Origin of the sequence: Streptomyces sp. NPDC048496 (assembly GCF_043200055.1) — a bacterium.
Lineage (GTDB): Bacteria > Actinomycetota > Actinomycetes > Streptomycetales > Streptomycetaceae > Streptomyces.
In genome coordinates this window covers 1-23,487 of sequence record NZ_JBICXB010000051.1, presented here as the reverse complement: position 1 = coordinate 23,487, position 23,487 = coordinate 1, and the positions used below count along the sequence as shown (strand labels likewise).

21 protein-coding genes and 5 pseudogenes are annotated in these 23,487 nt (G+C 67.4%); 10 read left to right on the top strand and 16 right to left on the bottom strand.

Going from position 1 to position 23,487, the window contains the following annotated elements:
- Positions 1–978 precede the first annotated feature (978 nt).
- Positions 979–1,587 (bottom strand): NAD(P)H:quinone oxidoreductase, encoded by a 609-nt coding sequence (wrbA, locus tag ACGFSA_RS29865; protein WP_393309159.1) that lies wholly within the window; start codon positions 1,585–1,587, stop codon positions 979–981.
- A 141-nt stretch (positions 1,588–1,728) separates the two neighbouring features.
- Between wrbA and ACGFSA_RS29860 the strand changes: the two are divergent.
- Both ACGFSA_RS29860 and ACGFSA_RS29855 read left to right on the top strand, forming a co-directional pair.
- A pseudogene (locus ACGFSA_RS29860) lies at positions 1,729–2,193 on the top strand (sigma factor); the annotation flags it as partial.
- Between the two features lie 123 nt (positions 2,194–2,316).
- Entirely contained in the window at positions 2,317–2,649 is a 333-nt protein-coding gene (locus ACGFSA_RS29855) for a DUF2283 domain-containing protein (protein WP_393309174.1), read from the top strand.
- On the opposite strand, the gene ACGFSA_RS29850 is transcribed toward ACGFSA_RS29855, so the two are convergent.
- The 6 genes and pseudogenes from ACGFSA_RS29850 to ACGFSA_RS29825 form a co-directional block, all read right to left on the bottom strand.
- The gene (locus ACGFSA_RS29850) at positions 2,571–3,260 is read right to left on the bottom strand and encodes a peptidoglycan recognition protein (protein WP_393309158.1); all 690 of its coding nucleotides are present in this window, start codon (positions 3,258–3,260) and stop codon (positions 2,571–2,573) included. The two genes, ACGFSA_RS29855 and ACGFSA_RS29850, sit on opposite strands and share 79 nt — an antisense overlap.
- A gap of 686 nt (positions 3,261–3,946) precedes the next feature.
- On the bottom strand, positions 3,947–4,459 hold the full coding sequence (locus ACGFSA_RS29845) for an NUDIX domain-containing protein (RefSeq protein ID WP_393309157.1): 513 nt from the start codon (positions 4,457–4,459) through the stop codon (positions 3,947–3,949).
- 180 nt (positions 4,460–4,639) lie between these two features.
- On the bottom strand, positions 4,640–5,860 hold the full coding sequence (gene fabV, locus ACGFSA_RS29840) for an enoyl-[acyl-carrier-protein] reductase FabV (protein ID WP_393309156.1): 1,221 nt from the start codon (positions 5,858–5,860) through the stop codon (positions 4,640–4,642).
- Positions 5,857–6,132, bottom strand: coding sequence for a hypothetical protein (locus ACGFSA_RS29835; protein WP_393309155.1), 276 nt, complete (start codon positions 6,130–6,132; stop codon positions 5,857–5,859). The genes fabV and ACGFSA_RS29835 overlap by 4 nt, the downstream gene beginning before the upstream one ends.
- A gap of 61 nt (positions 6,133–6,193) precedes the next feature.
- Positions 6,194–6,638 (bottom strand): annotated as a pseudogene (locus ACGFSA_RS29830) (hypothetical protein).
- Positions 6,639–6,678: 40 nt separating this feature from the next.
- A pseudogene (locus tag ACGFSA_RS29825) lies at positions 6,679–7,300 on the bottom strand (FMN-binding negative transcriptional regulator).
- A 169-nt stretch (positions 7,301–7,469) separates the two neighbouring features.
- Between ACGFSA_RS29825 and ACGFSA_RS29820 the strand changes: the two are divergent.
- The 3 genes and pseudogenes from ACGFSA_RS29820 to ACGFSA_RS29810 form a co-directional block, all read left to right on the top strand.
- On the top strand, positions 7,470–8,054 hold the full coding sequence (locus ACGFSA_RS29820) for a helix-turn-helix domain-containing protein (protein ID WP_393309154.1): 585 nt from the start codon (positions 7,470–7,472) through the stop codon (positions 8,052–8,054).
- 151 nt (positions 8,055–8,205) lie between these two features.
- Positions 8,206–8,877, top strand: coding sequence for a lipase family protein (locus tag ACGFSA_RS29815; protein WP_393309153.1), 672 nt, complete (start codon positions 8,206–8,208; stop codon positions 8,875–8,877).
- Between the two features lie 132 nt (positions 8,878–9,009).
- Positions 9,010–9,255: pseudogene (locus tag ACGFSA_RS29810) on the top strand (DoxX family protein); the annotation flags it as partial.
- A gap of 69 nt (positions 9,256–9,324) precedes the next feature.
- On the opposite strand, the gene ACGFSA_RS29805 reads toward ACGFSA_RS29810, so the two are convergent.
- From ACGFSA_RS29805 to ACGFSA_RS29775, 7 genes are all read right to left on the bottom strand, one after another.
- Positions 9,325–9,585, bottom strand: coding sequence for a hypothetical protein (locus ACGFSA_RS29805; protein ID WP_376668127.1), 261 nt, complete (start codon positions 9,583–9,585; stop codon positions 9,325–9,327).
- Positions 9,586–9,655: 70 nt separating this feature from the next.
- Positions 9,656–9,778: a hypothetical protein gene (locus ACGFSA_RS29800; protein WP_393309152.1), complete on the bottom strand. Its 123-nt coding sequence runs from the start codon at positions 9,776–9,778 to the stop codon at positions 9,656–9,658.
- 425 nt (positions 9,779–10,203) lie between these two features.
- A complete protein-coding gene (locus ACGFSA_RS29795; protein ID WP_393309151.1) occupies positions 10,204–11,118 on the bottom strand; it encodes an SDR family oxidoreductase in 915 nt (304 codons plus the stop codon).
- A gap of 239 nt (positions 11,119–11,357) precedes the next feature.
- Positions 11,358–11,825, bottom strand: a complete 468-nt coding sequence (locus ACGFSA_RS29790; RefSeq protein WP_393309150.1) for a DUF1348 family protein — start codon at positions 11,823–11,825, stop codon at positions 11,358–11,360.
- A 652-nt stretch (positions 11,826–12,477) separates the two neighbouring features.
- Entirely contained in the window at positions 12,478–13,032 is a 555-nt protein-coding gene (gene tpg, locus ACGFSA_RS29785; protein ID WP_393309149.1) for a telomere-protecting terminal protein Tpg, read from the bottom strand.
- A 9-nt stretch (positions 13,033–13,041) separates the two neighbouring features.
- Positions 13,042–15,249, bottom strand: a complete 2,208-nt coding sequence (gene tap / locus ACGFSA_RS29780; RefSeq protein WP_393309148.1) for a telomere-associated protein Tap — start codon at positions 15,247–15,249, stop codon at positions 13,042–13,044.
- 854 nt (positions 15,250–16,103) lie between these two features.
- Positions 16,104–17,036: a MerR family transcriptional regulator gene (locus ACGFSA_RS29775; RefSeq protein ID WP_393309147.1), complete on the bottom strand. Its 933-nt coding sequence runs from the start codon at positions 17,034–17,036 to the stop codon at positions 16,104–16,106.
- A gap of 253 nt (positions 17,037–17,289) precedes the next feature.
- Between ACGFSA_RS29775 and ACGFSA_RS29770 the strand changes: the two genes are divergently transcribed.
- Positions 17,290–17,817 (top strand): DinB family protein, encoded by a 528-nt coding sequence (locus tag ACGFSA_RS29770; RefSeq protein ID WP_393309146.1) that lies wholly within the window; start codon positions 17,290–17,292, stop codon positions 17,815–17,817.
- Here ACGFSA_RS29770 and ACGFSA_RS29765 read toward each other — a convergent pair.
- Together ACGFSA_RS29765 and ACGFSA_RS29760 are read right to left on the bottom strand one after the other, a co-directional pair.
- On the bottom strand, positions 17,783–18,070 hold the full coding sequence (locus ACGFSA_RS29765; protein ID WP_393309145.1) for a YkvA family protein: 288 nt from the start codon (positions 18,068–18,070) through the stop codon (positions 17,783–17,785). The genes ACGFSA_RS29770 and ACGFSA_RS29765 overlap by 35 nt on opposite strands.
- Before the next feature lie 16 nt (positions 18,071–18,086).
- Positions 18,087–18,227, bottom strand: a pseudogene (locus ACGFSA_RS29760) (WhiB family transcriptional regulator); the annotation flags it as partial.
- A 152-nt stretch (positions 18,228–18,379) separates the two neighbouring features.
- Between ACGFSA_RS29760 and ACGFSA_RS29755 the strand changes: the two are divergent.
- From ACGFSA_RS29755 to ACGFSA_RS29740, 4 genes are all read left to right on the top strand, one after another.
- A complete protein-coding gene (locus ACGFSA_RS29755) occupies positions 18,380–19,054 on the top strand; it encodes a hypothetical protein (protein WP_393309144.1) in 675 nt (224 codons plus the stop codon).
- A 1,840-nt stretch (positions 19,055–20,894) separates the two neighbouring features.
- Positions 20,895–22,091 (top strand): cytochrome P450, encoded by a 1,197-nt coding sequence (locus tag ACGFSA_RS29750; protein ID WP_393309143.1) that lies wholly within the window; start codon positions 20,895–20,897, stop codon positions 22,089–22,091.
- 31 nt (positions 22,092–22,122) lie between these two features.
- Positions 22,123–22,308 carry a ferredoxin gene (locus ACGFSA_RS29745; protein WP_393309142.1) on the top strand — a complete coding sequence of 62 codons (186 nt, stop codon included), beginning with the start codon at positions 22,123–22,125 and terminating at the stop codon, positions 22,306–22,308.
- Between the two features lie 784 nt (positions 22,309–23,092).
- Positions 23,093–23,365, top strand: a complete 273-nt coding sequence (locus tag ACGFSA_RS29740; RefSeq protein WP_393309141.1) for a hypothetical protein — start codon at positions 23,093–23,095, stop codon at positions 23,363–23,365.
- Positions 23,366–23,487 lie beyond the last annotated feature (122 nt).

Genomic DNA, 23,487 nt, shown 5'->3' with positions numbered 1-23,487 from the left:
CAGCCCGCGAAGGGTGAAACGTTGGGGGGTGCGGTGCAGGACGCTCGTCCTTCGAACGATGAGCCCTTCTCACACGGCACGGGCCGCTGGTGCGAGACCTGTTCCGTCGAAGACCCCGGATCAGCGGCAGGCAACCTTGCTCAGGACTCCGAGGACCGGGCCCAGAGCGCGCGGGAGCGGAACAGGCAGTGGCCGAGTGCGGGAGTCCTGCCCCGCCGCGCATCTCGTGCTTCTCCGTTCGACCGGCGTTCGTCGTCACCGTGAGTGGTCACAACGGGCGGATCGGCTCCAGATGCCACCGGCTTCGGTATCAGACGAGTGGCGGTGACTTGGCGATAGCCGAGAACCTGGGATATCAGCGGCGCCGGAGCCAGAAGGACGAGCCGGAGTGGCCTCAGCTTCTGGTCCGGAGCCATTGATGCGCCCACGGACGGTCGAGTTCGAGTCCGGGGTAGGAGCCGATATGACAAGCGCCGGACACTCGTGCGTAACCGCGGGCGCCGGTCCCCCACCCGCCGTGCGACTCGTCCCCCCGTGGTGACCTAGGGCCCCTCCCGGCAAGCTTTGCCCCGTCGCGCCGCCCAGCACGCCCGCTCGCCGCGTTGGCCAAAAGCCCTGGTAGCTCCTTCCCCAAGCTCTCAACTCCGTTCGAGCAGGGGAGACCCCGTCCAAGGACTTCCGGCCGCCTTGCGACCGCACGCACCGGACGACGCTCCTCACGGGGCGAACATTGCCGGTCACGGCACCAGCACTCCGGCGACCCTCTGCTCTGCCTCGTCCGGACCGCAGAAGAAGGGCCCGGCACTCGCCAGGTGCACACCGGCGAAGTCGAAGCGGCCGGCCGTCTGGCCGGTCAACCGCTCATAGAATCAGGGATGGCCGCTTCCAGGTCGTCAACGCGCTGTCGTGCGATCACTGAGTCGATCTTCATCGGCATGCTGGAGCACCTCATCAGGGTTAGGGTCTGTCTGTGCTGGATCAGGCGGCGCGGCCGGCCCTGAAGGAGGCCGCAGTGTCGACGACGCGGCGGGCCTGGTAGCGGGCCGCGTGCAGGACCACCTCACCGGGCGGGCCATCGCCGGCCACGTGGGAAGTGCCGTAGGGGTTGCCTGACTGGAACTGGATGGGGTCGGTGTAGCCGGGGGGCACGATGATGCCGCCCCAGTGGTAAAAAGTGTTCGCCAGGGCCAGGAGGGTGGATTCCTGCCCGCCGTGGGTGGTGTTGGAGGCGGTGAAGGCCGAGTACACCTTGTCCGCGAGCTTGCCGTGGAACCACAGGGGACCGGTGGTGTCGATGAACGCCCTGAGCTGGCTGGCCGGGTTGCCGAAGCGGGTGGGGGTGCCGAACAGCACCGCGTCGGCCCACTCCAGGTCGTCGTGGCCGGCCTCGGCGACGTCGGCGGTGTCCTTCAGGTGTTGGGCCCACTCCGGCCTGGCGCTGACCGCTTCCGGTGGGGCCGTTTCGGCAACCTTGCGCAGTCGCACGTTGGCGCCGGCCTTCTCCGCGGCCTCGACAGCGGCTTGCGCCAAGGTATGTACGGTGCCGGTGGAGCTGTAGTAGATGATCGCGACGTTCACGGGTTCCATGATCAGTTTCCTTCCTGCGCGGGTCTGATTGGTACGCCGAGACAGCCCTGCGAGATGTGAGGCGACGTGCCGACCTCACAGTTCGACGCGCCGGCTCGTCGTAAGGGGTGAGGCAGAGCATCCAAGGGAGCCGGTGACACCATGACCAACCCATCCGAGCCGGGACACGGTCGGCCCGGTCCGGACCTGAGCGCGATCATGAGCGAGCGGCGTCAGCTGGCCAACCTCGCGTACCGGCCGCTGGGCTCCCTGGCCGATACCGAGGACGTCGTACAGGAGACCTACGCCCGCTGGTACGCCATGTCCCCACAGCAGCAGGAAGCCATCGACTCCCCTGGCGCCTGGCTGACGACCGTCGCCAGCCGTATCTGCCTCGACCTGCTCGGCTCGACGCGGGCCAGGCGTGAGCGTTACGTGGGCGAATGGATTCCGGAGCCGCTACCCGACCGGACAGAGTGGATCAGCGGGCGGCCGGGCGCCGGCATCGTCGACCCGGCTGACCGGGTCACCCTCGACGAGTCGGTCAACATGGCCTTCCTCGTCGTGCTCGAGGCGATGACCCCGGCCGAACGCGTCGCGTTCATCCTGCACGACGTCTTGCAGCACCATCTGCGGCACCGCCATCGTGAAGGCCGTCCTGGCCTTGCAACTCGCCACCTCAGCACGCGGCTGGGAGGGGCCCGACGTGGGCACGGCTGACCTCAACCTCATCGAGGGAGCGCGCCGACCATCGCGGACGTCAGAGTCACCTACGACAAGGCCATGAATGCTGCGTATGTGTACTTCACAGATCCACAAGGCCGCGCGAAGGCAGCGCGCATGTATCCCTGCGATCCGGCGGAAGTCGGCGGCATGACCAACCTCGACTTCGACAAGCAGGGGTGCCTCATTGGTATCGAGGTACTGGCGGCCAGTTCGAGGCTGCCCAAGTACCCGCTCAAGTCAGCGGAGCGTGTGGATAACGAAGGTGCGTGTATGAACCGTCACTGGATGCCGCGGTGGAGGCTCTGCAAGCCCGGGGGGAGCCCGGCACCAGAGGATGCTCGTGGGGACCTGCCCTGAAGGCCGGCAGCCATGGTACGGATCGCAGGGAGTCGGGCGAAAAGCGCCTCCCCCGGGCAGTCAGTGGCATAGCCGTCGCGGTGGCCGGAAATGGCATCGAATTCGGCCGAAGTTCCCTTCGTATAACGGCTCTTGTCATTCGTGGACGTGAGCCGCACCTTGCTGGTGGGGTCGATGCCGCGCAGGCTGAGTTTCCAGGCGGCAAGGGCCGCGATCGCATGTTCCATGGCTGGGGGCACTGGTGTCCCTCTTCCGAAGGTGCCAATCGCGGCGATCCCCGCAGTGCCTTGGTTGAACCCGATGGTGTGGGAGCCGATGACGGGGCGGTCCGCACCGCCGGCACGGCCTTCGTAAATGGTGCCGCATTTGTCGACGAGGAAGTTGTAGCCGAGGTCTCCCCATCGCTGGTCACGGGTCTGGCCCGTATACAGATTGCGCAGGGTACGCGGGACGTCCGCGCAGTCGTAGCCGTTGGGGGTGTCGGTGTGATGGATGAAGACCGCCGCCACCCCTTCCGCGTAGTGGGCATGGGGGTCGCGCTGGGTCTCGTCGGCCTGCCATTGGGTCCGCGACACGATGGCGGGCCGAGGCGCCGCACGGGGAAATGCCACTGCCGTCGCTCCGAGGGCTGGGAACGGCCGCGCGGATTCGATAGCCGGCTTCGGAACTTCTCCGGCCCGCCACACGGAAAGCGACAGAGGGCCTCCTGGCATCGTCCCTCCGACGGCACCGGCCGTCGTCACCCCGGCCGGTGCCGCCACGAGAGGAACTGCCATAGGAATCGTGACCCACAGCGCTATTTGGTACAAACGCACAGGAAAAACCTCTTTAGTCTTTCGCCGAGTGGACGGCGGGAGCGCGTATGGCCAATAGCTTTGCCACAGGAGGTTCGCTGCGCGCGCCGAGTTACTGCAGTCAGGCGAGCATGTCGACACACCTACCAGCTCCCGCCAAGGGGCCGAGGGTGAGCCCTTCCCACATCAGGAGGGTGAGGTGTGGTGAGCGACAACGATGGCCTTCACCATGTCGGTGATCCGATGGATGCTGCACCGGAGGCTTCGCAGCAGCCGGCAGCCCTTCATGACGTCCACAAGCTGCTCTATGGACCGGCGGATTTCGGCATGCGTGCTGTTGCCGCCGCCACTTCTCTCCCTTGCGCCGACGCCCTCAAACGACACCCGGACCTGGGAGCCGGCGCCCCGGTACGACTGGCCTTCACTGCGTCGGTCACCTCCAAGCCGCGCCTCACCATCACAGCCGGCCGCCTCCCGCGCCGGCCGGAAGCGTGGCGAGTGCGTCAGGTCTCGGGACGGGTGGGGTCGAAGCCGTGCTGCAGGTAGACGGTGCTGCCCTCGGCCAAGGCGCGCGAGGAGGCGTGCAGGCGGCGGGCCAGGTGCGGGGCGAACAGGGTGTCCCACTCGGCGGAGGTGGCCAGCCGCCATTCGGTAAGCTCGTCCGAGTCCAGGTGGAGTCGGTTCTCACCCTCGTCCTGGGACATCAGACCGCCGTCGAAAAGGTAGTTGACCAGTGGCGGACGGCCATCGAACTGCTCCGGTACCCAGTCGACGACCAGCAGTCGCCCCGGCGCGAGGTCGATACCCAGCTCTTCCCTGACCTCGCGCCGGGCTGCTTGCAGTGGGTCCTCTCCCGCGCCCAGCCCGCCGCCGGGGATCTCCCAGGTGTCGTTACGGTAGGACGGTTTGACCACCAGGATGCGGCCTGCTGCGTCGTGGATGATCGCTCCGGCCCCGGCGATGTGCCTGGGCAGGGAGGCGTAGTAGTCGTTGGCGGGCAATTTCGTAGGACCCATGGGAAGGGACGCTAGCGGCGCTGCCCATTGAGCGATCAGTCGCGAGCTGTCAGAACGGCAGTAAAGGATTCGGGGCTGTCGCGCACTGCTTGCTCATTCCCGAGCAGTTTTCTTCGAGGCGTTGCTGCCGGCGGACGAGGGTGTCGTCGGACGGTGGGTGCATGGCGTTCCTCCTGGGTGTCAGGTGGTGCGCTGGGGCCAAGGGACGTCGGTCTCAACGGGCGCGGCGTAGTCGATGCCGGGCACGGCGAAGCCGTAGAGCTGCTGCACCTGGACGGTGAACCAGTCGAGGGCGGCGAGGGTCGGGATGCTCTCCGTGGTGGCGGTCTTCCAGCGTTCGGCGACGGCCTCCTGGACGGCAGGGGTCAGCTCCCAGGTGTCGAGGCGGATGCGGTCCTCGTCGTCGACGTCGAGGGGCGCGTTGCCGGTGAGTTGGTCCCAGAGTTGGGTGAGCTGGGCGATCGGCGGGACCATGGCGTCTTCGAGGACGCCGCGCAGCAGCCCAACATAGAGCGCGATGCCGGGAATGGCCGTGCTGGACTGAGTGACGGCGGCCCCGTTGACTGAGGTCAGGGCTCGGCCGTCGACTTCCTTGACAAGCCGGTCGTTCAGGTCGCGGGCGGTCTCTTCCAGATGGTCCTTGGCCGCACCGATGGTGCCCTGCCGGTAGATCGCGGCGGTCAGCGGCGAGCCGATGTAGGACAGGGCGACAGTGGTGAACCCTTGTGCCAACAGGTCGCGCCCGGCAAGGCAGTCGATCCAGCGGGCCCAGTCCGTGCCGCCCATGACGGCGACGGTCTGCTCGACATCGTCGCCCTCAGCCGGCCCGGTCTCGACTGTCGTGACTTCCGGTGCCCCATCGCCGTCGAAGACGAGGGTCTTGGTGCGGTACGCCTCACCGATCGGTTTGAGCACGGACGCGTACGTGACACCGGTGTCGGGATCGGTGCGGCGGGGGGCTGCAACGGAATAGATGAGGTAGTCGAGCTTCCCGCCGAACCGCTCGTCGAGGAGGTCGGCGACCTGGTCCTTCATGGTGTCGGAGAACGCGTCGCCGTTGAGGAACACGAAGTCCCGCCCGTGCCTCACGGCCATCTCGGCCGTTGCGACAGTCCGGTACCAGCCGGCCGTTGCGGTTCGGCGACCGGGCGCCTTCTCAAAGGACACGCCGACGCCCCGGATACCGGCCCTGGCGAGTCCTGCGATGGTGGCGGCCAGCCCATACCCAGCGGACGAGCCGATCACAAGCGCGACGGGCGCCTCGTCCGCGTCCGTACGACCCTCCTGCGCCGGTTCGGGGAGTGCCTGCCACATGTCCTGGACGAGCCGGGTACAGCCGGCAGGGTGTGAGTCGAGGAACAGGAAGCCGCGGGAGCGGGAACTGACGATGCGTTCGGTCATGAGGGGTTGTCCTTGCCGGTCGACATGTTCAGGGGTGCGGCGACCACCGGAGTGCTCACCGCGTCCTGCAAGTCTCGGACCGGGCGGACCCGGTCGGTGACCTTGTCGGGAACAGTAATGATGAGGCGACCTTGGAGAGTTTCCACCATTTCGAGCAGGGCCAGGCCGGCCACGCCCGGCCCCGGCACCGGCACCCGACAGGACTCGTAGCACTCGGTCACCCGCCTGCCCGTGACCGCGGCAAGGACCTCCGTGACCGTCTGGGCGATCACGCCGCCCCGCGCCGATCCAGGACGGCGCGACACCGGGGGCCCAGGGAGGCGGTGAAGGTCCTCAGACGGTGACCTGGGACCGTGCCGGGCTGAGGTAGTACACGGCGGTCTGTTCGGCGTGAAGGACAAGCAGCCCCTGCAACTCCTGCGCTGCAGCCTTGAGGAGGTGGCCGTCAGGGGTGGCGTGGAGGGTTTCGAGGACGAAGGCGACTCGGGTGGAGTCCTCGGTGACGCGGGTGCGGTGAGCGTCGCGGTGGTTCCAGTGGCGGGTCAGGACGCCGATGGTGTCCGCGTAGATGATCTCGCCGGGCTTGGGGTTCTCAACAATGTCGGGTTCCCCGAGCGGAGTGAAGGGTGCCGTCGGCGAGCTGCTGCTCCAAGTCTTCCAGGGCGGCGGCGGTCTGGGGCCAGGGTTCGTGACCGCGCAGGCCGGTGGCGCTGACCAGGGCAATGAGGGTGTCGGGGAAGGCGTCTGCGATGGCGGGGGCGAGGCGGAAGTCGGTCATGTGCGGGAGTTCCGTTTCGTGTGCGCGTGCGGGGTGGGGGTCAGGGTTTCCAGGGGCCGATGCGGTCCAGGCGGCGGCGCTGCTGATACGCGGTGGGGGCGTCGAAGCCCTGGCCGCGTGCGGTGAGGTGGTCGGCGACGGCGGTGCGGTGCTCGACGGGTTTGTGGTCGTCGTATGTGAACTTGGCCCGTACTTCGGTGACTTCCAGGCGCAGGCCGCGGATGCCGGGCAGCATCCGGCCGTAGGGCGGCTGGTCGACAGCGACGGAGGCATGGTCGCCGTCGGGCTGGAAATGACCGAGCTGGCGGCGCAGCAGCTCGGCCTTGCCCTCGGGGTCGTCGACGATGTGAATCGCCCCAGGTGAACTGGACGGCCGTGTAGTAGCTGGTGGGGACGCCGTCGGCGGGCGTGGTAGCGGCCTTGGCGCGCCAGGGGCCGGGGATGAAGGCGTAGTCGCCGAAGACGGTGAACAGGACGTTCGGATCGTGCTCGATCGGCTTCCAGACGGGGTTGGGCCGGGCGAGGTGGAGCAGGAGGTGGGGTCCGTCGCCGGTGAAGTGGGTGGGGACGGCGATGGGCGGGTGGCCGTGCAGGCCGTTGACGCTCAGGATTCCGAAGTCGTGTCCTTCGGCGATCCAGGCCTGCCATTCGGCTTCGTCCAGGCCGGCGTCCCAGGTAGTGAGCTGCCCAGGGCCAGTAGCAGAGCGATCACGGGCGCATCCCTTACTATTTCAATGGAACGACTAAACCGTACAACGGATCGACCGGAGCGTGTCAACCAAACGACCGGACGGTGCATTTCAGTGGCCCACTCGCGAGGATGGTGATCGGATGGCCGAGACAGCCGCAGCCCTGCGGACGCTCGCGTACAACGTCAGAGCGGCCCGCACTCGCGCCGGCCTGTCCCTGGACGAGCTCGGCAGGCGTGCCCAGGTCAGCAAGGGTGCGTTGGTGGGACTGGAGAAAGCCCAGGGCAACCCCAACTTCGGCACCCTGGTCCGGCTGGCCGACACCCTCGGCATCTCGGTCTCTGCCCTGATGGAACAACCGGCCGAAGGCCGCGTCCGCGTCGTGACCGCCGACGCCGTGGCCCCCCTGTGGACCGGAGCGCAGGGCAGCGAGGCCCGGCTCATGCTGACGACCTCAGGCCCGGCCCCGGTCGAGGTCTGGCGCTGGCAACTAGAGCCCGGCGAGGAGTACCCCAGCCATCCCCACCAGGCCGGGGTCGTGGAAACCGTCAGTGTCACCTCCGGCCGGATGACCCTGATCGTCGACGGCACCGAGCACCCCGTCGAGGCCGGGCAGACCGCCACTTTCGACGGCGACGTCCCCCACACCTACTGCGGCTCCGGCGCCGAAACCTGCCACCTGATCATGACGGTTCACCTGCCGCCCGGCCCCGCCTCCATAACCTGACCCGCGCAGCGCGGGCCAGGTTGGTGATCCATGCGCATCGCCCCGACGGGGTTCCGGTCGGGGCGATGCTGCCGGTAAGGGCGATGCTGCCGGTAAGAAGGTTCTGCTGGACTGGAGTCCTGGACAGCGGCACCGTCCGGGCTTGGGGTACATGGCCAGTACCGGGGAGGTCCACGGCTTCGAGAGCCTGGCCGAGCGACGGCTCCTCCTGGCTCTCGACTTCACGGGCGGTGCCGTGACTGTGCTGTCGCAGCCTTTCGAGCTGAGGTTGTCCTCGACCAAGGGCAAAGGCGTGCACGTACCCGACTTCCTCGTCGTGACGGACGGGCCGGTACTCCTGGTGGACGTGAGACCAGCCCACCGCGTCAAGGATGCCGACGCCGTCAAGTTCGCTGCCGCGACACAGGCAGCGACCGCCGCGAGCTGGGACTCATCCGCCCCACCATCGTCGTGCCACGCAGCCGAGCCCGACATGGTCACCCGTGCCCAGATCCCGCGCACCCGCACAGCCCTGGACACCGCCCTCACCAGCGTCCTGAGTGACGCGGGCTTGAAGGCCGTCGCGCACGCGGACGGGTTCATCCTCGTCACCCCTGGTGAATACAGCACAATCGTTGCGGAACAGCAGCTCGGCACGCGCAGGCCCGTGGCGCCCGTCCTGCTGTCTCACAGCGTCCTCGACGACGTCATCCCCCACCAGGTCAGCGAGAAGCTGGCCGCCAGCTGGTGCCGCCGGGGCGCGACGGTGAAGTTCACCAGCAACTACGTTCCCGGCCACATCGCCGCCACTGCGGCAACGAGCATCGGGGCGCCCCCTGGCTAGCGGACCGCTTCTCCGGCAAGACCGCACCCAGCACCTGCTGAAACGGGGTAGTGACCCCACGCGGGTAGCAACCACCCTCAACGGCGGGGAGGCTTTCTCGTCCGCAGGCGAATGCGGGTCGGCTGCCCTGTGGCTGCCCTGATCGGTGTGATGATCAATGCCGTGGTGGCCGTTACCGCGGCACACGGTTTGTGGGAATACCAAGGCGGCGTGGAGCACAACGTGTGCATCGGCGTCGTTGCACTCGGCATCGCCGCCACCGGCCCGGGGCGACTCGCCCTGGACCACCCCTTCCGCTGGGGAAAGGGCGGCTGGCGCGAATCAGGTTTCGCTCTGTGTCTCGGTGGCATTGGCGCCGCCATCGTGCTGAGCCTCTAGCCTGGCCGTTTCTCTGAGGCGGGGCCGGTTGGCCTTCGAACCTTGCTGTCCGAGCCTCAGTCGTCCGGGTCAGATAAGCGCGGCACGCACGTTGGCGAGCGCCTCGTCGAGCGTGGTCGCAACGTTCTCGTGACCGCTGAAGCCGTCGTCCTCGCCCGGGTCGACGGTCCAGCCCCAGCCGCTTTCAGGATGCCCGTCGATGGTTGCGGCGTGCTTGCCCTTGGTGATGGTGATGGAGAGGTTCCCGGCCGGGAAGGTCTCGATATCGACGTGTGCCGTCTCGCCGAAGGCGTGGTGGATGGCGTCGCGGGCTTCCTGCTCGGTGGTCATGGGCTACTCCTGGTGGACGGTGACGACGGTGCGGCCGCTCGGGTCGGTGAGGGGCGGCCGCCCGGGGAGATCAGGGGCCGGCGGGCGGGGTGAGTCCGAGGGGTGGGGTGAGCTCGAGAACGGTGCCATCGGGGCGGGTGGCGCAGTGCTCGGGGCAGGTTCCGTGCTGCTCTTTGGTGAAGGTGGACGTCATCAGCAGGTTATCCCCGAGTCGGAGCCCCACTCCCGTGGCAGATACTCCCAGGCAATCGCCGTGTGCGGCAGGAACAGAATCTCCTGAAGCTCCGCCGATCTTTCAGACGTATACAGTCTGGGTGGTTCGTGCGGCGCTCGGCCTTCGGCTGGAGCGGCTCGATCACGTCGCACAGGTCGTCGCTGCCTTTCCACCTCTTCGCCCCGCGCCATTCCACTACCCCCGCGACCTGATGAACCTGACACCGAGCTGGACCCGATCACTCCATTGATCATTCTGCGGGAAGTTCTTGAGGAAACGGGGCAACGGCTGGAGCAGCAGATTACGAGTTGGCTGACGCTATTCCTGCCGCTGGCCTTCGGTGTGAGCGTGGTGTCTTCGGCTCCCGGCTAACTCGCCGCGTTCCGTGCAGCCGATCATCGGGTTCAGCGGTATCCGGTGGCGTCGGCGGGTTTGCCCGCGTCCTGAACCTCGACGATGTACCGCCAGGCGTCCGGTCGGCTGCCGTCAACGTCGGTGAAGCCGTAAACCCGGGCGAGCTGACCGGCGGACAACGACTGCCCGTTCCAACGGCTCGCCTGGGGATCGGCGGCCAGGGCAGCGACGGCTCGCCCGACGTAGAACGGGGTCTCGGAGATGCAGAAGTGCGGCTCGCGCTCCAGCGCGTCATGCCACGATTCCTCGGTCACGCCGAAGTGGTCGAGCATGATCTCCGAACGCATCCACCCGGGCGTCAGTGCCACCGCTGTGCCGCCCCGCGGACCGAGTTCGTGGCCCAGCGCGAAGGCCATGCGCAGCACCGCGGCCTTGGCGAGATCGTAGAAGAACGAGACCCGGTAAGTGTCCCGGTTGTACTCGGCGGTGCCGTCGGTCATCTCGACCACCAGTCCGCCGTTATTCCGCAGGAGGAGTGGAAGGGCGTGGTGGCTGGTGATTGCGTGGGTCTCCACCGCGAGCCGGAGCAACCGCAGTCCCTTGTCGAGGTCGTGCTCCCACACGGGGGTGTCCCATTCGAAGAGGAGTTCACCGCCCCAGATGTCGTTGACCAGGATGTCCAGCCGGCCTTGTTCGGATGCAATGCGATCCACCAGGCTTCGGACCTGGGAAGGAACCAAGTGGTCGGTCGGGACCGCGATGCCGCGGCCTCCCGCCTCGGTCACGAGATCGGCGGTGTCCTCGATGGTCTCGGGGCGGTTGCACTCCGAGCGTTGCCCCCGTGTGCTACGGCCGGTTACGTAGACGGTAGCCCCACCCGCGCCGAGTTCCACTGCGATCGCCCTGCCTGCTCCCCGCGTCGCCCCTGCGACGAGAGCAACCATTCCGTCCAGTGTTGCTGACATGCGTGTCCTTCCGTGTCCTTGACGCGCTGCGCCGGCACCGTTCGAGCACCGCCGACAGGATGGTTACGCAGAAACCAGACACCTTCTGTCGTACTTTCCCAAGCACGTCCCTTCGGTGACACGGTCCCCCGGGAGGCCCAGCAAGCTGTGCCGCTTCGCGCCTTCGACCTCGGTGTCAGGCTCCGATCCCGTACCCATCAGGTCACTGCGGCGGCCCTGACTCGTCCGTAGCTCTGGGATCAGAATCCGAGGTCACTGAGACTGGGGTGGTCGTCCGGGCGGCGACCGAGCGGCCAGTGGTACTTGCGGTCCGCTTCCTTGATCGGCAGGTCATTGATGCAGGCGTGCCGTACGGTCATCAACCCGTCCTCGTCGAACTCCCAGTTCTCGTTGCCGTACGACCGGTACCAGTTGCCGGAGTCGTCGTGCGACTCGTACGCGAACCGCACCGCGATCCGGTTGCCGTCGAACGCCCACAGTTCCTTGATCAGCCGGTAGTCGAGCTCGCGGGTCCACTTGCGCTTCAGGAACGCGACGATCTCGTCGCGTCCTGTCACGAACTCCGCCCGGTTGCGCCAGCGTGAGTCCTCTGAGTAGGCCAGGGCGACCTTCTCCGGGTCACGTGTGTTCCAACCGTCTTCTCCCTGACGGACCTTCTCGATCGCGGTCTCCCGTGCGAACGGGGGAAAGGGCGGGCGCGCGGTCATGACTGCTCCTTCCGGGCTGGGCACTCTGACGTCGACGCCAGGGCCGCCTGTATATGCCTGCCGGCTGTCCGCGCCCCACCGCATGGCGATTCGTGGCACGAACGTCACGTCGGCCGGTCTCGACGGACACCACCTGGCTGTCGTCGTGCGGGCACTCCCCGATCCTGGTTGATTCCAGGACATACGTCGAACCGGCTGGCACTTCCATGCCCGATCCCAATGGGTACTTATACTATTGCTTGGGGTTATTTCGACCCTGAATTCTCGGTTGCCGGCATGCTGTCGACTCAGCAACAGGCCGTACCGACCGAAAGCTGCCCATCCCGCAGACCTGAACAACGGCCGCGTTCACCCACGTCGGCGCGTGCCCACCTGCCCCCGTTCGCTCTACCGCCCTGCGACGGCCGTCACCACCTGATGTGTGCGGACTCGACACCCCAGCACCCCCTGCTCGCTTCGGCGTCGGCGTACGGAAAAGCCGGAGCGCAATGTAAGACATTGCCGCCGCGCGGCCGCAGATCGCGCTGTGCATCGAGCCGGGCCCTCTCCTCGATGCACCTGCTGCGATCTTGGTGACAACACGCCCGCCCGTGTGACAACTATCGTGCTTCGGCTCACCCTTCGCGCCTTCGCATGGCCAGGCACGGCCGTGTCAAAAGTCGAGCTCGACGTAGTCGATGTCGGTGAACTCGACCAGGAGGCCGTCGGCGCGGCGGCCGCGGTCCTTGAAGTACTGCTCCTGGAGTCCTTCGGCGACGACGGCCTGGAGCTGCTCGTCCGTGGCGCCGGCAGCCTGGGCGTCGAAGAGGCGGGCGGCGTACTCGGGCGGGAGGTGCTGAGTGATCAGCCGGATGCGTCCGTCGTCCGTGGTGCCGGGTGCTGCGGTGAACCCGAACCTCGCCCTCGTCTCCACCACGATGCCGGTGGAGGTGGCGGCCTGCTTCTTCGCCTTTTCCTTCACTCGCGGCTGCCACCGCATGCGGACCTCACCGGCGAGCCGGGCCGCGAGGTCCGCATGCGGCTTCTTGAACTGGCCCTTGACGTACCGTTCGACGGTGCGCTGGGAAATGCCCAGCAGCTCGGCCACGGCCCTGGTGCCTTTGTGCTGCTTGACAAGGAACCGCATCTGCGCGGGAGCCCCCTTGGGGATGGCGCGGGTGGCAGTGCCGGCTGCGGCTTTGTCGAGACTGTCTCCGATGATGCCCACCGAGCGCTCCTACTCTCCGTCGATCGCGGCGTCGGTTCCCTTGATATGGCGGGCCGGATTGTGTCCCTCGTCAAGCATCCGCACAGCCCACAGCAATTCCTGGGTGCCCTCGTGCTTGACCATCCCCGGGGACACACCGAGCCGGAACGTACCCGGGGCCGGCTTCCCGTCGGCGGTGTGCGGCAGGACGTCCAGCGGGGACGGCCCGTCGGAGAGGTAGACGGCACAGTCCGACAGCAGCGCGATCGGGAGCAACGAGTCCTCCCCAAGCATCAGGTGCCCGGCGGGGGCCGGAGCGGACTGCGCCGCCAACGCCGTCTTCACCACCTTGCGGTGCATGTTGACGCGGGCGGCGGAGATGACGGCGGCACGGATGTCAGGGCGCCACGTCGAACGCTCCAGTGCGGGCCACCGCTCGCCGAACTTGTACCCGGTGCCCTGGGGGCGCTCGCGCAGCTTGCCGATGCCGCCCTTGACCGTCGACTTGATGGCGGACAGGACCGCAGCCATGCCCGGGTCGGTCTGCTTGTGCCTCACCATTGCGGCGAGGAACTCGGTCTCGGTCATGCCGGGGACGACGCCCAGGTCAGCCATTGTCTGCTTGTACGCCTCGGCAAGGTGCTTGTACCAGGGGTCCAGGTACGGACCGGACTCGGTGCGGATCCACCCTTCCAGTGGCCGGATGACGACCGGCAGCTTGTAGGTGTCGATGAGCTCGGCGGCGTAGGCGACGGTCGGTGTCGCGTACCAGGCCGGGCCTTCCGGGCGGGTGCCGTGCGGTGTGAACGGGCTGGGCAAGCGCGGGTCCAGCTCGATGCCGGAAAGGTCGACCAGCCAGCTCCCGGGCGTCTTCTTGTCGAATGCTGGGGCCGTGACGTGGACCGGTGCGCCCAGACCGACAACGAGCCGGTTGGCGGCGGCGAGGAACGCGGTGTTGACGTCGATGCCGACTGCGAACGTCCCGGTGCACTCTGTGTCGGTGAGCAGTTGCGGGTCACGGGTCCACTCGTACGCCTCCTCGTCCAGGACCTCACCCGGGGTGCGCTGATGGGTGCGCGGGTAGAGGGCGGCGACGATCGGGTGCTCGTCCGGGGCTTCCACCGGTGCCGGGTCGACCGGGTCGGTGAGCGAGCCGGGCACCGGCCCGGACACCCAGGTGCCGGTGTCCTCGTTCCGTACAGCGCGGGTCGGCGGGCGCAGCGCGGTCATCGTCTCGAGGCCGGAAACGGCAGTGGAGCCGCGGGGGGTGATGACGCGAGTCGCGTAGGTGCCGAGTACATCGGCGATGCCAGCCGGGTCCAGCTGGTCGGTGTGGCCCCAGGAGCGGGTGTCGAGTGCGCCCCAGGGCAGGACCGCGAACTGCACACACTGGCGGTGCCCGCCGGTCGCGGGGCGGTAGATCCGCGCCCAGGGGCCGAAGCCGCGCCGGGTCAGGTTCCACTTCGCCCTGGTGATCTGCTTGACGACCTTGTGGTCCTCGGGCAGTCGCAGGCCGCGCCGGTCCTCCAGGCGCTCAGGGAGCCCGAGCCGTTCGGCGGCCGCGCCGGTGAGGACGATCAGAGGGTCGGCTTCCTTGCCGGACGGGTGCAGGCGCGGCGCACCCAAGTGCGCGTCGGCGAGGGTCCAGTCGACCAGCGCTGGAATGGTCCTGGCAGGACAGTCGAGGACGAGTCCGCCGACGCAGTACAGCGAGCCGTCGCCGTCCAGCACACCGAGCGGACCGTTCGCGTAGCCCGGATCGGCGGCGGCTCGGGCGGGGGCCGCCTTCGGGGTGGCCCTCCGTACGGCCGGGCGCCGCGACATCGGTGAGGTGATGCTCGCCGAACGGTCCTGACCGGCGCCCGTCGTTGGAACCGAGGCCGGGACGGACTGCGGCGTGGTGTCGGGTTCGGCGGCCGACCCTGCGGGAAGCGGGCGAACTTCCGTAGCGGTGCTCACCGTTTGGGGAGACACGACCTGACCGGGCACGACGGCGTCGGCGGGGTAGAGCTCGGCAAGCTTCTCCAGCAGCCGGGCGTACGCCTCGCGCTGCGGCGGCCGTGGTTCGGTCTTACCGCTCTCCCACGACACCACGGTCGGCCGGCGCACCTTGAGCGCCTTGGCGACCTGGTCCTGGGTCAACCCATGAGCTTTGCGCAGGCGTTCCCGCTCGGCGGGCGGGGGCAGCGGGGAAGCGGACGCGATCAGGGCGTCGATCGCGTCGAACAACTCGGACATGAACACCTCCGGTCCCACCCTACAGCGAGAAGCGCACATTCCGCGTACGACGATCGTACAATGCGCGTACATTTGACCTGTCCAACGGAGAGGTTGACCGTCCGCTGCGCACGGACCGGAGGCCGGGCAGGGACGAGGACGAGTGGCTGCGCTGCCATGGTCTGCACCCCTGCGCTCACTGCCTCGACGACGTGCGCACGCTGCTGATCAGCCGGACCCAGCTCCAACGCGAGGCTCAGGGAGACGGTACACCGCCTACTACGCGTGAGACTTCGGCGCCGATTTTCGGCAGAGGTTCGGTGGCACAGAACATCAACAAAGCCTGGCGGCGTCAGCACGGTTGTGCTCGAAGGGCCTCAGGGAACCGCGACTGAGATCGGTCCGAGGACTGATATATGCGTCCAGCAGGACGTTCATCGCAAGTGGTGGAGACGGATCGCGCAGGCAGCAGACCGGCCCCGTGAACGGATCAGGCTCCAAAGCGGACCTTCACGTCTACCTGTCGGGCGCCCGCGGACCAGACGAAGCATCAGGCAGATCCGGATCGGACTCCTGGCCTACCTGCCGGTGGACAGTCACAGGACCGGCAGCAATCCGGTGATCAGCCGACGGTCCCGCGCAGTCCCGGCGCCCGGGGCGGGTCGGCGTGGGCCGGCCCGCCCCGCGTCCGCGTCCTGGGCTTGGTCGATGGCGCCGCTCCGCGGCGTCCGGAACGCCGGTAAGTACGTGGCCATTGACACGGCTCTTACGGCGAAGGAGCGGGGCCACCTCCGGAATCGGGCATGTCGCGGCAAGGCGGTCGCGGCATGGTCCGAGTCGTCCGGCCACGCCGTTTCACGAGCCGTTCGCCATGGCTACAGCCGGGCGCGCAAGGCCTGAATGATCCAGTCGAATGCCGGCGTCAGGCTGTGCGGGGCGCTCCAGCCGTTGATCACTGCAACCAGCTGCAAGTACCTGTCACGACGCGGCTCGTTCGCTGTCTCCAGCCAGGACAGCAGCCGACGCCGGAGCTCGACGTCGTCGGGGCCGGCAATGACGTACGCGTAATGCCCCATGATCGCCGCGATGACCGGATCCGCCTGGGGCGAGGCCGGGTCGGTGCCGTCTGCAAGCGCGGGAGCAACCTGGTCACGGACCACCGCCGCAACGTCGCGGCTCAGTCGCGTGGTCCCGTCCTTCGTACGCTCTGCCATGTAGTCCTCCGCCATCCCCCGCATAACGGCACGGAAGTCCGGATCCTGGGACAGCTCGGCCAACTCCACCCACGCCTGAACCTGCTCCGCTTCGGGACTGTCAGGCAGTTCCGGTGTCATCGAGCGAATGACGGCTGCGCACTCGGGTCTGTCGTGCAGGTCGGCGAAGACAGCGTCGAGGAAATCACCGATCAGGTGACGGCGTTCGTCCTCGGAGAGTCTGGCCAGCTTGTGCATGAGTCCCATCTCCTCAAGGGTGGAGCCGCGTCTGGCCACCGCCGTCAATACCGCACGGCGCAGGCGCAGGGTCCTGATCTGCACTGCGAGGGCCTCGGCGTGCGCCGCCGCAACCTGCGGGAGCGACAGCTCCCGGTCCACTACCTTCCGAATCGTGGAAAGGTCCAGTCCCAGGTCACGCAGGGTTCGTACGAAGTCCAGGCGTGCGACGGCGTCGATGTCATAGAGGCGGTAGCCCGCCGAGCTGCGGTCGATCGGCGGCACGATCCCACGGTCGGAGTAGAACCGAATGGTCTTGACCGTGAGCCCGGTGCGCCGGGCCAGGTCACCGATCGAGTAGAGCGTGTCGCCGTCCATGCCCCCCACCTTCGCGTCTCCCCCTACTGGAGACTCAAGCCCAGTCCGGCGCCGGTAGCCAACCACGCCCATACGCGAGCCCAGCCAGCTGCACGGACGCGTCGAGGCCTCCCGTCTGCGTACGCAACCAGCACACTCGGCTACGGAAGTGCGCCTTGCCCGAAAGAGCCTACGGCTCCATCCGGTGCCCTGTTCGGCGCACCGTTGGGCCACGATCTGTCACACGTCAGTGGACTGTGCAAGGGTGCGTTACATGGGTACGACACCGGACGGGCGCCCCGTACCACCCGCGCATGCTGATGAACGCACCATGCTGGAGAGCTGGTTGGAGTTCCATCGGGCCACGCTCGTGCTGAAATGCGAGGGGCTGGACAACCGTCGGCTACGTCTTGCATCGGTACCACCGTCACCGATGACATTGCTCGGCCTCGTCCAGCACATGGCGGAGGTTGAACGCAACTGGATCCAGCGAGTGTTCGCCGGACAGGACCTGCCACTTGTGTACGAGGAAGGCAGGACGAACGGTTTCACTCTCGCCCCTGACTGTGGCATCGACGAGGCACTGACTGTCTGGCGCACGGAAGTGGCTCGGGGCCGCGAGGTGATCGCCGCCTCTTCGCTGGACGACTCCGGCAAACTCTCGGAGCAGGAGGCTGCGTACCTCGGTGGCCAGGGGGTGTCGCTGCGCTGGATCCTGGTCCACATGATCGAGGAGTACGCCCGCCACAACGGCCACGCGGATCTTCTCAGAGAGGCCATCGACGGCGCCACGGGGGCCTGAGCGGGGCGGGGAGCGAACGCAGGGCCAGCAACAGGACCGCGATGTCGTCCAGATAGACCGGGTCGGGGATCAGGTCGACAGGGCACACGGTGTAGATCACCGCGGCCCAGGCCAACGCCTTGCTGCGCAGCGGGACACCCGCGTCGATCAGCAGCTTCCTTGCGCGCAACAGCCTGACCAGAAGTACGCCAGCAGCCCCCATCGTGAGCAGTGCGGCGACCGCGCCGACGAGAATCCAGGCCCTGGTGTCCATGGTGCATAGTCCGTCCTCATCCGGATTCCTGAGCATGCCTGCGCATGCGTCGCTTCAGCGCACGCCGTTCGGCCTCACCCAGCCCGCCCCATACTCCGGAGTCCTGACCGTTCTCCATGGCCCACCCCAGACAACGTTCCCGCACCGGGCATCCCCGGCTTCTCTGGGGGTCAGCCCGATGTGGTGTGACGTTGTGCAGGGGCTGTAAGTTGATCTTCTGAGACTCCTTCTCGGGGGGTGTGGCTCTGTGGCGGGTTGTTGCATCAACCATCAGATCATGGAGTTGCATTGCGTGCCTTTCCTGTGGAATTGCCGTCGGGAGTTCGGTACTGGACGGTCGTCGACGACGACTTCGAGGTGGTGTGGGACGCAGATCAGTGGCTGCGGTTCCTGTGGTTCGGTCGGAGTCGGGCTGAACTGACGACGAAGGCGTACGCCGAGGGCGTGTCGCTGTACTTGCTGTGGTGCCGGATCACGGGGCGGCAATGGCCGCAGGCGGCCCGGGACATGGGCCTGTTCATGGTCTGGCTGAAGTACCCGCCGTCGACGCCGGACGGTGAACCAGCCTCGGTGGTGCTGGACCCCGGGGCCGAGCCGGCCCGGAGGGAACGGCGGATCAACGGGGTGCTGACCGCGGTGCGGGGGCTGCTGTCGTACGCCATGTCGGTGGGCGAGGCGCCCCGCTCGGTTCTCGGGCAGATATACGAGCTGGCCGACAGCCGGGATCTGCCGCTGGAGGCCCAGGGCGAGGACTCCGGCCTGTCCTACCGGCTGCGGGCCGTCCACCGGGTGCAGGAGCCGGAGACGGAGGTGGACCGGGCCACCGACGACGAACTGGTGGCGATGTTCCTGGAGTGCCGCAATGCCAGGGACCGGCTGATCGTGCTGCTGCTCGGCAGGGTCGGGGCTGCGCCGTGGCCAGGCGGCCGGACTGCACCGCAGCGACTGTCGGGCTCTGCACAACCCGCGGGAGCCGGTGGCTGACCTCATCCGAGCCGACCGTGGAGGACTTCCTGCGGAACTCCCCGCAGAAGGGGCTGCCCGGGTTCGGTCCCTGCCAGGTTGCCGCCTGCTACAGGCTGCGCGGCTCGGAGCGGACCATCTACTGCGAGGTCCACCGCGGATGGTTCAACCGCGAACGGCCCCTGGGGGCCTTCGACGGCGACGAGGAGCGGTGGCGCCTGACGACGCCGGCGGTGGCCGTCAACCGCGAGGTCAGCCTGCGCGGGCTGCCCGACCGGCTGGTCGCCGAGCTCCTCTACTGTCTGCAGGTCCGCACCGCCCGGGAGGTGAAGACTCGCGACCACCGAATCCGGCGCATCAGCGACCAGCTGCGTCTCCTCCAGGTCCCCAGCCTGGAAACGCTCGAAGACGCCGACCTGGTCCGCGCGGGGCTGGTCAACGACCTTCGAATGATCATCAGGGGCGCCCAGACCTCCCTGCGCAGGCTAGGGGCGACTCCGGAGACCGAACGCCTCAAGGACATCTGGGACCTGTTCGTCTTCGGCCACCACGGCACTCTCAACTTCAGCCGGATCCATCAGCTACCTCTCCGCGAGGCGGTCAAGGTCTGGGCCTACGACGAACTTCCGCGGCGCCGCGGTCGGAACGTCGCCGGCTCCATGCAGAACATGATCCGCGGCATGGAACAGCTCTCGGAGAGCCTGCGCCCGCAACGAGACGACGAAGATCAGCGTCTCGGCCATTGCTCGGCAAGCCGGAGTAGACCGCAGCTTCCTCTACCGTCACCGCGATCTACTCGAAATCGTCCATGCCGCCGAACTCGAACCGGCAGCTCAGGACCCGGCCGGCGGCTCGCCGGTCAGCCGGGCCTCGCTCCAAGCCGACCTCGCCAACGCCCAGGCCCGCAACAGCCGCCTGACCGCCCGCGTTCAGCGGCTGGAGAGACGACTGCCGCAGGCGCTGGGCACCCAGGCGTGGCGGGAGTGGAGACTTGGAGCCCCGGCGGACATCGACGAGCTCCAACGAAAGATCACGAGGCTGGGGCAGCGGAACGTCGAGCTGACCGCCACCTTGGCGGAGGCCCGGTCCGACCTCGATGCCGCACGAGCGGCCAACAGGGACCTGACCAGAGCTTTGAACCAACGCGGCTGAGTCAGAAGCTGCGTCCGAACCTCTTTCCACTGTTCAGAGGCATGATCAGGTACGGGAGGCCAGTTGATGCGCCAGGTGCCGGCACGATTGTCCATCCGGCTGGCACCCGTTCACGAAGGGGCGTATCCCGGATGGCTGGTGGCCCTTGCGGTTCCTAGCCTCGGATCATGATCTCTCGTCGTTTACGGTTATCAGCTGATGTGCTGGCGCTGGCTGTGTCGTCTCTGCCATCCGCGGCGGCTTCGGCCGCACCGCACCCTTCTGGCAGCGCATGGTCTGTGCAGCCTGACGCCGACGCCCTGCGCGATGCGGGGTCACCGGAGTGACGGTCCGCCTGGAAACCCCGCGCGGGACAGTCACGGTCATCCGTGCTGCGACCACCACGGACAGACGGCGCACCATCACCGTCTCCGCTCACAGCCGCTCCGCGGACCCGCAGGGGACGGCACCCCGTCCCTCCATTCAGCGGATGGCCGGACGCCCTCCCTTCTCGTGAATGTCGGCGTGGCAACCGAAATCGGTTTCCATAGCGTGTATGACGTACGTGGGTCAGAACCGCACGTGCAGAACAAGGCCGACCTCGTCGCCCCATTCTCGGTGCAACGGTCCACGGCGATTTTGCCGAACACTCACTAGACCATTTGAGTTCCTGAGGAATCCAGTGGGGAGAGGCCGGTAGGTATCCCCCACCCTGTTTGCGAGGTCCGCCATGGCAGACATTGAGACCATTCCCTTTCCGCAGGACCGAACCTGCCCCTACCACCCGCCGACGGCATACCGCCCTGCGCACCGGGGACCACAGCCGGTGTCGCCCGCCCGGCTCTTCGACGGCCGCGCCGTGTGGCTCGTGACCGGGCATGCGGAGGCGCGAGCGTTGCTGGTCGACCCTCGGCTGTCGGCCGACCGGGAGAACCCTGCGTTTCCCGTGTTCACCGAGCGGGTGGCAGCGACCACTTCGCGACGCGTCGAACTGATCGGTCTCGACGACCCCGAGCACAACGTTCAACGACGGATGCTGATTCCGAGCTTTACGGTCAAGCGCACAGCGGCCCTGCGGCCGCAAATCCAGGAGACCGTGGACGGACTGCTGGACGCGATCATCGAGCAGGGACCGCCGACCGATCTGGTCAGTGCCTTCGCGCTGCCCGTTCCGTCCATGGTCATCTGCGCGCTGCTCGGGGTGCCCTATGCCGACCACGAGTTCTTCGAGTCGCAGTCGCGCAAGCTGCTGTGCGGCCCCGCAGCCAGCGATATCGAGGCCGCACGGGACGCACTCGACGACTACTTCCGAGCCCTGATCCAACGGAAACGGTCCGACCCCGGCGAAGGGTTGCTCGACGAGCTCATCGCCCAACAGCTCGACACCGGGGCCGTCCACCACGACGAACTGGTCCGACTGGCCGAAATCCTGCTCGTGGCCGGTCACGAGACGACCGCGAACATGATCTCGCTCGGTACCTTCACCCTGCTGCAGCACCCCGACCAGTTGGCCCGGGTCCGCGCCTCCACTGACTTGATGCCTACTGCCGTCGAGGAACTGCTCCGCTTCCTCTCCATCGCCGACGGAATGTCACGGGTGGCTACGCAGGACATCGAGGTGGGCGGGGTGACAATCCGGGCCGGGGACGGCGTCATCCTGTCCACGTCCGTGATCAACCGGGACGAGGCCGCATATCCCTCACCGGACGAACTGGACCTCGGACGGAATTCGCACAACCACGTCGCCTTCGGCTTCGGTATCCATCAGTGCCTCGGCCAGAATCTGGCGCGGGCCGAAATGGAGATCGCGCTGCGTACGCTCTTCGACCGTCTTCCGGGACTACGGCTGGCGGTACCCGCCGACGATATCCCGTTCAAACCGGGTGACACTATCCAAGGCATGGTTGAACTGCCTGTGGCATGGTGACCGAAATCCGAACGGAAAGGACCCTGTTGTGATGCGGATCAGTATCGACACGGATGTGTGCATCGGCGCCGGACAGTGTGTGCTCGCCGCGCCGAAAGTCTTCACCCAGGACGAGGACGGTTTCAGCAAACTGCTGCCGGACCACGAGGACGCCGCCGGCCCCATGGTCGGGGAGGCGGCCCGCGCCTGCCCCGTACAAGCGATCACGATCACGTAGCCCCATGGCGCACACGCTGAGTGGATCACGTTGTTCCTGACGGCCGATCCGCCCCGGTCGTCGTCGCCGGGTGGCGTCGGCACACGGCACAGAAGCTGCCCCGAAGATCCTGGCCCCGCGCCCGCGCCGGCCGCGGGAATCCTGCGCAGGTCGTACGCAGCCTGCGGGAGAATCGCTACCGCCGATCTTCCCCCGGCAAACAGGGGCGGCGCTTGTTCAGGACCAGGTGAACGGCCGGCAAGGAGTTCCCGCAGGCCGCTGTCGACTACGTGGCCGACCTTGTGAAGCTGCCGTCGGCTGACCTCGCGAAGTACGACCTGTCGTCCCGGTCGGCCAAGGGGCACCGTACGCAGATCCGCGAGGCACCCGGCCTCCGTCCGGCGGCGCCTGTCCGGAACTACCCTTGACCACCCCTGCGGCCCGCGGCGGCCGGGCTGCCGACGGTGTTGCCCGCACGCGGGGCTCCTGATCATGACGGTGCTGCTCATGAGGCGGATGGAGTGGCTGCGTGGCACGATGAGGATATGGAGATCAGGGCAGGCGGCTGTCATCCCCAAGGAGACGGGCGATCTCGAGCAGGGGAAGTACGGCCCCGTATTTCCGAAGACGCCGGCGTGTTACGGGTTCACCATCGTCGCGAGGGTCAAGCCGGGCCGGGCCGAGGCTATCCGTGAGCACGGCAGCACCCTGGCCAAGGCGCTGGAGCGGGACCCGTATCTTCTGGCGCCGCTGAAGCTGCACTACCTGCGCTGGGTACTCTTCGACGACGACACTCGTTTCATGTATGCAGGGGATCTTCGACACCGACTTCGACAAGTACACCGAGGACGCCGTCGCCCTTTTCAGCAAGGCGGGGGTGAGCACGGCTTTCGAGAACCTCGAAGGGTTTCCCGAGGACTGGAAGACCAACCCCGAGGCGTTCGTCAGGTTCGTGCGTGAACACCACTGCCCGAGCTTCATCGAGTACGGCGAATATCCGTTCGTCACGGCCGATGAGATCAAGAAGGCTCTGCGGATCAAGAGCGCGCTGTCGGAGATGCTCGACCAACTGCATTGAGAGCGGCTGCGGCACGCTCGTCCCACTGTCCCGGCAGCTGTAGTTCTTGATCGTCATGGTGGTGGTGTCATGTGGTCGCGGCGGCGGTGACGTTGTTCCAGCGCCGGTGGCAGGCTTGTGCG